The organism is Thalassospira sp. SN3W (genome assembly GCF_038070535.1).
GTDB classification, from domain to species: Bacteria; Pseudomonadota; Alphaproteobacteria; order Rhodospirillales; family Thalassospiraceae; genus Thalassospira; species Thalassospira xiamenensis.
On record NZ_CP121124.1, the window covers coordinates 115,709 to 127,194 of the forward strand.

Genomic DNA, 11,486 nt, shown 5'->3' on the forward strand with positions numbered 1-11,486 from the left:
GACAATCATCATATTGCAGCGCACGCGGGTGGACAAAATGTCCAACAAATTTTTACTGTGCAATGCACCATCCGGACAAAATGTCCAACCTAATGGCAGAACAATCAATCCGCTTCAGGCAACCAGATGGTGAATAACGTGCCCTTGCCCGGCTCGCTCTCAACCGCCATGGCCCCGCCCTGCCGGTCAATCAGGGTTTTGCTGATCGATAAGCCCAACCCCGTGCCTTCGCGGCGCTTGGTCGTATAGAAAGGATCGAAAATACGCCCCAGTATGTCGGACGACATCCCCGTTCCCGTATCGCGGATCGAAATGCGAATGCCAGGTTTTCCGTTTCGATCAAAATCCTCGTCAATCAGGGTCAGGGTGCCACTTCCGAGCATGGCATGCAGGGCATTGACCATCAGATTGACCACCACCTGCTGCAATTCCGTCCGGTTCATCAGAATAAGCCGTCTGGCCCGGCTCTCGCGCGCAACCTCGATATCGGCCTTGTTCAACAGATGCTGCACCAGCGGCAGGCAGTCACCAATCACCTCGCCTGGCGAATGGCGTTCGACAAATCCGGCATATTCTTCGGGTTTGGCAAATTGCAGAAGCTTGGTGACAATCAGGTTGATACGGCTGACCTGTTCGTCAATCAGGCGGAATTCGGTTTCGGCAATTCGCACATTTTCGCCCAGTAAATCACGCACCACATCAAGGTTCCCCTGAAGCACCGCCACCGGATTGTTGATTTCATGGGCCACACCGGCGGTAATTTCACCGATGGCTGCCAGTTTCTCGGACATGATCAATTGCTTGGTCGTCGCTTCAAGCTGGCGGTTGGCTTCGCGCAGTTCGCTGGTGCGCGCATCCACCCGCGCGTTCAGTTCCTCGTTCCAGGCGCGCAAACGTTTGTCACGTTCCTGCACCTGATCAAGCAGATCATCAAGATGTTCCGCCACCAGCGATATTTCATCCTGCACCTGATCAATATGGGTTCGCGCGCCAAAGTCTCCGCTCTCGACCCGTGCAATCGTCTGGGTCATACGTTCAAGCGGCTTGAAAATACCGCGCGCCCATCGCAGGAAGATTGGAACGCTCAGCGTCGCGACAAACAGAAACGCCGCAATGATGATCAGCAGGCTTTCATATTTCGTCTGGGCAAACGGCGCCTCAAGGAACCCGACATACAGCATCCCGACACGGTCGCCAAAGCTGTCCACAATCGGCTCATAGGCTGAAATGTACCAGTCATTGACGACAAACGCGCTATCAAGCCACACCTTGCCGTCTTCCAGAACATTCTGGCGCACCGCACTCGAAACACGGGTGCCCAGCGCACGTCGCCCTTCAAACAGACGCACATTGGTGCTGATTCGCACATCATCAAGAAAAAGCGTCGCCGTCCCCTGACTGCCTTCCGGAAGGCTGCTTTCGCGGTAAACCAGATCATTGATCGTATCAATGAACACAAGGTTCTGGTTTAACAATATGCCCCCGACCAGCGCGCCATCAATGTCCTCCGGCCCCACCATCGGCAGGGAAACATGACTTGCCGAATGCACAACCATGCCGCGCGTTTCGGCATCGCGCGTGGTTGGCACTGCATTGGGTGTCGGCACCAGATCAAGCCGCGCGCGTGCCGCCAGATCGGGCGAAATCGCCGCCAGATCGGCATTGTCAAAGATGTCCACCCCGGTCAAGGACGCCCCCGAAAGGGCTGTTGCAATCACCGGCCAGTCGGCATCAAGGCGCGGGGTGGCCTGCCGGGGGGACGCCCCTGAAACAATCCCCTGCCGATTGGCGATATACAGGAAATCAAGACCAAGCTTGGCCCGCTTTGCCGCCAACAGATCATCGATCCGCGCCCGGTCCCCCGATGTCAGAACATCACGAAACGTCACTGATTGGCCAAGGGCTTCGATCTGTTCGCCGGTGGTTTCAAGGATATGAGTAAAATACTGATGGGCAATCGTCAGGTCGCCATTGACCTTTGATGTCAAAAGCGCGTCAAACTTGCTGTTCCAACGTACCATCATCACGCCCAGCAAAAGCGGCAGGATGACCAGTGTTGGCAATAACGCAATTGCCAGCAATTTGAACCGCACAGACCGGGTGCGTTTGGTGCGGCGGCCCGGCCACTGCATCAGTCGGCCCAATCGGCAAATTTGCGGTCAATTGTCTTGCGCGAAATGCCCAGACGCCGTGCGGCTTCATTACGATTGCCGTCGGTCTTGTGCACCATCGCCATAATGTGACGGCGCTCCATTTCCTCCAACGTTTCGTCATGGTCGGCATGTCCTTCGGCACCGGCCTGTTCATCACGAAACTCGGCCGGGAACCGCCCAAGGATCAGGGTGCGCTCGACAAGGTTGCGCAATTCGCGCACATTCCCAGGCCAGTCATATCGCGTCAATCCGGCCCGCACCGCCCCATCCATCGCCACTTGCGGCACGCCAAGCTGCTTGGAAAGTTTGCTCATGAACAGGCTGGCCAGTTCCAGCACATCATCCCCGCGCTCCCGCAACGGCGGCATGGCGATATGCATGACATTGATCCGGTAAAACAGATCGGCACGGAACCGGCCCGCTTCGACCTCTGCCTCCAGATCGGCATTGGTGGCAAAGACAAACCGCAAGTCGACCGGTGCCTCGCGCTCCGACCCTACCGGGCGGATACGGCGACTTTCAATCGCGCGCAAAAGCTTGCTTTGCGTCGCCAGCGACAATTCCCCGACCTCATCCAGAAACAATGTGCCACCCTGCGCATGCATGAAAAGCCCGTCGCGCGTTGTTTGCGCCCCGGTAAAGGCCCCTTTCAGATGCCCGAACAATTCCGCTTCGATCATCTCGGATGGAATGGCCGCACAATTGATTGGCACAAACGGCTTTTCGGCCCGGTCGGACAACGCGTGTAACGAGCGCGCGGTCACTTCCTTGCCCGTGCCGCTTTCCCCGGAAATCAGGATCGATGTCGGAAGGGGTGCTACCCTTGCAATGGTTTCACGGATTTCCTGGATTTGCGCCGAATAACCAATCAGCTTGTCGCGCAACAACACATGATCGGATGTCGCGCGCAATTCATGGCGTAAAACATGGTTTTCGCGCCGCAACCGCATCCGGTCAAGGCAGCGCGCCACCGCATTCAAAATCTGGTTGGACCGAAACGGTTTCAGGACAAAATCAACCGCCCCGGCCCGCAATGCCTTGATCGCGGTATCCAGATCGGCATAGGCCGTCATCAGGATCGCATCGGAAAAGAAACCGATTTCGCGCTGCTCGGTCAGCCACTCGACCCCGGACTTGCCCGGCATGATGTTATCAAGGATCACGACATCAAAATGATGCTGATCGAGAAGCTTTGTCGCTTCCTCGCAATCAGCGGCTTCCTCGACCCGTTTGGCGCGCGGTCCCAATGTGCGCACAAGGAAATTGCGCATCCCCGGTTCGTCATCGACGATCAGGATCGATGCTTTCTCCAGCCACGGCCCGAATTCCGGCCCCGGCTTGCCATCCGGTTGCGCTGCGGGTGATGGTGCCGCCAACTCCGGCGCACCCATTGCCGTCGATCTCATTGATATTCCTCCGCCGATCTTCCCGGTCATTTTGTTTTTATTTTTTCGAAGATTAGATCAGCAGCACATGAAAAGCAAAACCGTTGGTCGCATTCCTCAAAGTTCTTCGCGCAAGCACAATAAAAACCGGGCGGGAAACCAATGTTCCCCGCCCTATGAATTCTGAAATATTTTGGGCACTACGCCCCAGATAAAACGACGTTCTAGAACTCGTAACGCGCTGCCACCCCGAAAGTCAAAGGTGCGCCAACATCGACGACTGTATCGCTCTGATTGGCTGTAACGTAACGCTCGTTAAACAGGTTTTTGACATAGCCGGTAAATGTCATGCTGCCAACGGCATATTCCGCATTCAGATTCACCAGCGTCACCGGATCGCTACGCCGTTCACCGACGACAGTCGAACCGCTAGTGATAAAGTTGGAAATGCTGTCATCCTGATAGACAACATTGGTTCCGATCATAAGACCGTTATCAAAGGTGTAATTGGCCCCGACGGATGCCTGATATTTCGGCGCAAACATGAATTCGTGGCCGCTATAATCAACACCGTCCGATACAAAAGAATTGTACTTGGTATCACTGTAAGACGCACCGGCATGCACAGAAAGTTGCGATGTGACCAGATATTGCGCCGAAAGTTCCGCTCCGGCCATCCGGCTATCAGCCGCATTGGCCACCTGGCGGTTGCCACTACTATCACGGAACGTAACCTGCTGATCGGTCCAGTCGGTGTAATAAATGTTGGCATTGGTCCGCAAACGACGGTTCAGCCAATTGCCACGCCAAGCCAGTTCATAAGTATCGGTAAATTCAGGATCATAAGGTGTATGAAGGGCAAGTGATCGAAGATTCACCCCCCCACTGCGATAGCCGCGCTGCCACGTAACCCCGACAAGATGGTTCTCCGTCACGTCATAACTCAGGCCCAGTTTCGGCAGCAAAACACTGGAAGTGATATTTTCGTTTGCAGAAGGGTCCGTCGCCAAATTAAGCGTATCAACCGTGTAGTCAATCCGGGTGTGGTTTTCCTCATGGTCCCAGCGAAGACCAGTAATCAGGGTCCAGTCATTAACGAACTCCCAGTTTGCCTCGCCAAACAGAGCATAACTGTCAATTTCAACCTTGCCCTTTTCATTCATGACGGTTGTCCCGCTTACGGCAAGCTTGTCGTCAATATCACTGGTCGTCCGGCCAAGATAGGCACCAAAGAACCCGGTAAGATTTTCATAATCATAACCAAGCCGAACTTCCTGACTGGCAAGGGTCTGTTCATGCTCGCGAAGAGCCGCCTGCGACGTTGTTGGCGTCCTGTCGAAATCAAGGGCAGCACTATAATCAACAAGTGTCGCCGAACTGATGCTGGTCAATGTCCATTCACCATCCAGATACCAGTCGAGCTTGCCCGTTACCGCATTCTGATCAAACTTGTGATAGGTTTCGGTATTCTCGTATACATTGAAGTAATCTGGCACACCGTCATTTGCATCAACCGCATTAAGTCCGGCACGCTGATCATTATGCGAAAAAGTCAGCAGCACATCGACATCATCCGACGGCAGGAACAATAGCTTCCCGCGCACATTGGCCGACCGCAAAGGATTGGCATCATCGCCCAATGTCGGGTTATTGATGTATCCATCCTCGGTTTGATAATCGACGGCCAACCGTCCCGCCAACCTGTCTTCAATCAGTGCACCATTGGCAAGTGCCGATGAACCCTTTTCACCATAGCGGCCAAGATTTCCCTGTACGGCGAATTCGGGGGTAAATGTCGGGTCTTTGGTTTTCATCACCACCGCACCGGCAAGCGAGTTACGCCCTTGTGTGGTCGATTGCGCTCCGCGATAAACTTCAACCTGCTCAACATCCCAGACCGAGAGCGGATTGGCCGTCAGCAGACGGTTACTTTGGATCGCATCGTCAACATAAACCGAAATCGCACCGTTAAGGGCGGCTGCCCCCTGTTCGTCAAACCCTTGGATCGGAACACCGCGAATACCCCAGTTTTCGTTGCCGGACTGAGTATAGACGCCGGGCGTACCACTCAGCACATCCTGAAGGGTCTTCGCTCCTTCTTTGCGGATATCTTCGCTGGTGCTGACCGCAACACTCGAAAGTGTCCTGTCCTGACTGCGCTGGATTTTTTCTCCTGTGACGATAACTTCTTCTAGCTGAATAACTTCCTGCGGCACTTCCTCGTCCGCAAATACCGGCGTGATACCCAGCGCGCTGGAAGCCACCGCCAGCGCCAAAGAGTTTTTACTGAAAACTTGCATTACCTTGCTTCCCATTCAGAACCACATTTTTTCAAGCGTTGCGGTAAAGAAGTCAGAAGGTTCACACTGTCCGTTTCCCGCCTTCCCCCGCTCCCTGAAACATCTGTTGCGAATGATTAAGCACGATCAATTGCAAATGACAATAGTTATTATTCGCTATAATAAGCACGTATTTTCAGTGAATTAGTTTTTTTGAGGAGAAGCACACAGAAGATGCAGATACATACCACCCAGACCGAGCCGATAAGTCGCACCTCAATTCAGCCATGCTCATGGTAAATGGACCGCAGATAGCTCTCCTGTTCGGCCAACGGCTGCCTGTGCAATCGCGGACATGCTTCGCATAAAACCTCCGGCTTTCCGACAACCGGCGTATGAAGCAGATAATGCAGACAGCAATGCTTCCTTAACGGGATGCTTGAACAAATATCCGGGACAGGCGAAGCAACAATACGTTGCAAGCTTCTAATCTTTAACCGGCCATCGGCAACAACCGGCGTCTCCATCCATTGATGGGCCTTGGAAAAGGTTTCGGGGTCCAGCGCATCGCGCAATCTGTCAAACGCCCCGTCCCAGACCGCGATAACGTTTCCCCACAGCACTTTGGTCGATACACCACCCCACGCGGAAATCGTCGCAAACAACGGGTCCAGATGGTCGTTTAACACGCGCTCCCAATAGCCTGCGATCTGGTCGGATGAAAATGACGGAAGCCGTTCCATGACCTTTAATGCCACAGGGCGGGCGTCATCATGCAAAAGTTCGACATCCCCCTCCCAAACCCGAATTTCCAAATTTCGGGCCAATATTCCCGCCAATACCGCCGGGAACAGAACACTAAGGTAATTCATTGACCACTGGGACGCGATGGGTGGTCGCTTTGCTGCCGAATAGACCAAGGCGAACCGATCAAGCATCGGAAACAGAACGTCTTCCCGTGGAAGCTGCTGCAGCCTGACGGAAGAAAACCCGCAATGATCTGTCCGGATGACTTGACGGATGGGGGGCCATGTTTGGCAAAGCCAGTCTGGTAATTCCATAGCAAGCCCCTGCTAAAAAATGAGAACGCCAATCAGTATTATTAGCATTGCGACCATAACGAGCTGCCTCTATAAACTCAATCTGATTTATCCCGATCAGTTGAGGCATCATGAATACTTTGCAGGGCTTCTGGCGACTTGCGCGCCCTTTCTGGACATCGTCTGAAAAAATCCCTGCCCTGTTGTTACTGGCTGCGACCATCCTCATGAATCTCGGGCTTGTCGGGGTCAACATCCTGAACAATTTCTGGAATCTGAACTTTTATAACGCCTTGCAGGCTCTGGATTACGATGCTTTCCTGATCAGTGGCGGCCAGTTCATCCTGTTACAAGTCGCCCTCACGACCTTCACTGTCGCAGCTTTTCACTTTCAACAAAAACTGACGATCCGGTGGCTGCGCTGGTCAATCACAAACACGCTTCAGGATTGGCTGAAAGATCAACGATACCTTCTCTTGCAACTGGACTCTCCGGAAACAGACAACCCGGATCAACGGGTTGCCGATGACATCGACATGTTCATCGTCATCTCGCTCAAACTCGGTCTTGGGCTGATGACTGCTTTGGTGTCGCTCTTCTCTTTCCTGAATATTCTTTGGAACGCATCAGGCCTTGTGACAATTCCATTCGGAACCGAAAGTCTGGTAATCCCCGGACTACTGGTCTGGGTTGCATTGCTTTACTCGATTGCCGGGACGGGTGGTGCATTCTGGCTGGGGCGTGCCCTTCCCGGGCTTAATTTCTTGCAGCAACGCCGCGAAGCTGATTTCCGGTTTTCCCTGATGCGCCTTCGTGAACATGCGGAATCAATTGCGCAATATCGTGGCGAAAAAGCCGAAATGCGGACCTTCTCATCACGATTGGAAGCCGCCCTTCAGAATTTCTGGGAGCTGGTCAAAAAACAGAAAATCGTGCTCGGCTATTCCACATTCTATATGCGTACGGCCACCGTGATCCCAATGTTCATCATGGCACCGCAATTCTTTGCCGGGGCATTTCCCCTTGGCCGCCTGACCCAGATCAGCGCCGCCTTCGGCGAAGTTCACGAAGCCATGGCATATCTTGTCCGGGTCTTCCCGCAAATTGCCGAATGGAAATCTGTCGTCGACCGATTAACCGGCTTCCAGAACAGGCTCGATGCGCTTTCTTGCAATTCCGGCGTCAATATCCGCCATCTACCACATGCTTTCGAAATCAAGAAACTCAACCTATGGCTTCCCGGTGGCGAAAAAACGCTTCTGCGCGATTTTTCCCTGCAACTGACACCGGGGGATAGCCTTCTTATCCGTGCGCCGTCCGGCTTTGGAAAATCCACAATGATCCGTGCTGTTTGCGGCTTGTGGAAACACGCCTCTGGCAGCGCTGCTTACGACACGGAAAACGCTCTTATCCTAACCCAGAAACCATATTTTCCACTTGGAAAGTTGCATGATATTCTCTGGTATCCGCAAATTGCTGATGCCAATAATGATCCGGCTTTGTCGCATGCATTGCAACGGTTTGAACTGGGGCACCTGATTGAACAGCTTGATAGCGAAACCGACTGGTCAAAGAAACTCAGCATTGGCGAACAGCAGCGATGCTCCTTTGTGCGCGCTGTACTGCGAAAACCGAAAATTCTCTTCCTTGATGAAAGCACATCCGCACTTGATGAAAACGCGGAAACCCTCTGTTACCGCTATCTGAAAGAAGAACTGCCTGACACAATTCTGATCAGCATCGGACACCGTGCTTCACTGGAACAATTTCACTCCAGAATTCTGGAACTTGATAAAGATACCATTGCCCTTTCTGCCACCAGTCGCGAAGCATTGGTGTAAAGCAAGACATATCAAAAAAAGTGACAGCCCCTCGGGACTGCCACCTTATGTCTTCACGATCTTGCGAAAATCACTTCATCGTCGGCATGACGAATTCCGCACCCTTGCGAATGCCCGTCGGCCAGCGCGAGGTAATGGTTTTCAGGCGGGTATAGAACCGCACCCCTTCCATGCCATGCATGTGATGGTCACCAAACAAGGATGCCTTCCAGCCACCAAATGAATGGAACGCCATCGGAACCGGGATCGGCACATTGATGCCGACCATGCCGGTCTGGGTGCGGTTGGCAAATTCACGCGCCGTATCGCCATCGCGGGTAAAGATCGCGGTGCCATTGCCGTATTCGTGGCTATCAACAAGATCAGCCGCGGTTTCGAAATCATCGGTCCGTACGATCGACAGGACCGGGCCGAAAATTTCTTCCTTATAAATCGTCATGTCGGGTGTGACATTGTCAAACAGGGTGCCGCCAACGAAATAGCCGTCTTCATAGCCCTGCAAACGAATGTCACGGCCATCAACAACCAGCTTCGCGCCTTCTTCAACGCCCTTGTTGATTAAACCGACAACCTTGTCGCGATGCTGCGCCGTCACAAGCGGCCCCATCTCGGCGGCCGGATCTGTCCCCGGTGCAACCCGAAGCTCGTTAATGCGCGGGACAAGCTTTTCAACCAGCGCATCCGCCGTCGCCTTGCCCACCGGCACCGCAACCGAAATCGCCATGCAGCGTTCACCAGCCGACCCATATGCCGCCCCCATCAGGGCATCAACCGCCTGATCCATATCGGCATCGGGCATCACGATCATATGGTTTTTCGCACCGCCCAACGCCTGGCAACGCTTGCCCTGCGCAGTCGCGGTTTCATAGATATATTTCGCAATCGGGGTCGAACCGACAAAGCTGATCGCGCTGACATCCGGATCAAACAGAAGCGCATCAACCGCTTCCTTGTCGCCCTGCACAACGTTGAAAACGCCGTCGGGAAGACCTGCTTCGCTCAGCCATTCGGCGAGTAGAAGCGACGCAGACGGATCGCGTTCGGATGGTTTCAGGATGAAACAGTTACCGCAGGCAAGGGCGACCGGGAACATCCACATCGGCACCATGGCCGGGAAGTTGAACGGCGTAATACCGGCCACAATACCAAGCGGCTGACGCACCGAATGGCTGTCAACCTTGGTGCCGACATTTTCGGTGAACTCGCCCTTCAAAAGCTGCGGCGCGCCGGTGGCAAACTCAACAACCTCGATCCCGCGGGTGACCTCGCCCAGCGCATCCGAAAGCACCTTGCCATGCTCGGCAGTGATCGCGGCGGCCAGTTCTTCGGAACGGCTTTCAAGGATACCAAGAAATTTATTGAGAATACGGGCACGACGCAGCGGCGTGGTGTTGGCCCATTCGGCGGCCACTGCACGTGCGCTTTCCACTGCGGCACGGACATCGGCCTTTGATGCAAGGTCAACCGTCGCACTCTTCTGGCCGGTGGCCGGGTTGAACACGGCCGCTGTCCGGCCGGAAGTCCCGGCGACACGTTTGCCGTTAATGTAATGGGTGATCTGGCTGGACATTCGGCTTCTCCCGATAATCGTGATGATCTTTTGTTGCGGATCATAAGAAGACCGTCCGCAAAGTGGTTTAATTATGGATATGCATATGGATGCACATCAATTATCATTATTGCAAATTCGATGTGCAATTTTTAAAGTCGATAGATCATGGATTGGGACCGCATTCGCATCTTTCTGGCCGTCGCACGCCAGGGGCAGATCCTCTCGGCGGCCCGTCAGCTTGGCCTGAACCATGCCACGGTCGGTCGGCAACTGACCGCACTTGAACAGGAACTCGGCACCAAGCTTGTCGAACGGCGCACCACCGGATCGGAACTGACAGAGGCAGGAAAGGCATTAATGGGTGCGGCAGAGGCCGCTGAATCCGCCTTCCTTAAAGTCGGCACCGCCTTCCCCAGCCGAGCAGAAGGCATCGCAGGCACCGTGCGCGTTGGCGTGCCCGATGGACTTGGGAACTATTTCCTGGCGCGTGAACTGGCGGGCTTTGCCGCAAAACATCCCGATCTGGTGATCCAACTGGTGCCCCTCCCGCGCACCTTTTCGCTGTCCCAACGCGAAGCCGACATCGCCATCACTCTTGATCGCCCCAAACAGGGGCGGCTGGTGATCAAAAAGCTCACCGATTACACACTCAGCGTCTATGCCTCCCAAAGCTACATAAAACAGTATGGTGCCATCCGGTCTGAACGCGACCTGACCGACCGGCTGTTTGTCACCCATATCGAAGACCTGATTTACAGCCGCGCGCTTGATTACGCCGCCCGCCTTGGCAAACTGATGAAGCGCCGATTTGAATGCGGCAGTGTCGTGGCCCAGATGGAAGCAGTGCGCAACGGGCATGGCATTGGCATTCTGCATGATTACGCCACCCGTGATGTGGCCGACCTAGTCCGTCTGCTGCCCGATATCCGCTTTACCCGAAATTACTGGATGCTGCTGCATCCCGATACCAAGGATACCCGCGGGGTCGCCGCCGTCGCTGACCATATCAGCCGGGTCGTCCGCGCCGCGCGTGATCTTTTCGTCGCCGAATGATCAGACGCGAAAATCTGCGAATCTGATCTTCACATATGCACCCAACGGGCTTGCCACGATCAAATCCGGATGACATCGCAACACTATACGAACAGAAATAACCCGGTGCAAAATCCCCCCAGGAACAAGAACCATCAAGCTGTTCAGGTATCTAACCGGCATACCTTTGATTGTATTTTCACA

At 54.1% G+C, this 11,486-nt stretch carries 7 protein-coding genes; 2 read left to right on the forward strand and 5 right to left on the reverse strand.

The genetic code is table 11. The features are described from left to right. Positions 1-104: 104 nt before the first annotated feature. From P8T57_RS00505 to fhuF, 4 genes are all read right to left on the reverse strand, one after another. Entirely contained in the window at positions 105-2,132 is a 2,028-nt protein-coding gene (locus P8T57_RS00505) for a cache domain-containing protein (protein ID WP_341364250.1), read from the reverse strand. Continuing rightward, entirely contained in the window at positions 2,132-3,559 is a 1,428-nt protein-coding gene (locus tag P8T57_RS00510; RefSeq protein WP_341364251.1) for a sigma-54 dependent transcriptional regulator, read from the reverse strand. Before P8T57_RS00510 ends, P8T57_RS00505 begins: the two co-directional genes overlap by 1 nt. A gap of 203 nt (positions 3,560-3,762) precedes the next feature. After that, positions 3,763-5,838, reverse strand: a complete 2,076-nt coding sequence (locus P8T57_RS00515; RefSeq protein ID WP_341364252.1) for a TonB-dependent receptor — start codon at positions 5,836-5,838, stop codon at positions 3,763-3,765. Positions 5,839-6,098: 260 nt separating this feature from the next. Then, entirely contained in the window at positions 6,099-6,755 is a 657-nt protein-coding gene (gene fhuF / locus P8T57_RS00520; RefSeq protein WP_007090611.1) for a siderophore-iron reductase FhuF, read from the reverse strand. A 233-nt stretch (positions 6,756-6,988) separates the two neighbouring features. Here fhuF and P8T57_RS00525 point away from each other — a divergent pair, with 233 nt between their 5' ends. Next, positions 6,989-8,698 (forward strand): ABC transporter ATP-binding protein/permease, encoded by a 1,710-nt coding sequence (locus P8T57_RS00525; protein WP_063093459.1) that lies wholly within the window; start codon positions 6,989-6,991, stop codon positions 8,696-8,698. A gap of 70 nt (positions 8,699-8,768) precedes the next feature. On the opposite strand, the gene P8T57_RS00530 is transcribed toward P8T57_RS00525, so the two are convergent. Next, positions 8,769-10,268 (reverse strand): CoA-acylating methylmalonate-semialdehyde dehydrogenase, encoded by a 1,500-nt coding sequence (locus P8T57_RS00530; protein ID WP_341364253.1) that lies wholly within the window; start codon positions 10,266-10,268, stop codon positions 8,769-8,771. A 147-nt stretch (positions 10,269-10,415) separates the two neighbouring features. Between P8T57_RS00530 and P8T57_RS00535 the strand changes: the two genes are divergently transcribed. Further along, on the forward strand, positions 10,416-11,303 hold the full coding sequence (locus P8T57_RS00535) for a LysR family transcriptional regulator (protein WP_341364254.1): 888 nt from the start codon (positions 10,416-10,418) through the stop codon (positions 11,301-11,303). Positions 11,304-11,486 lie beyond the last annotated feature (183 nt).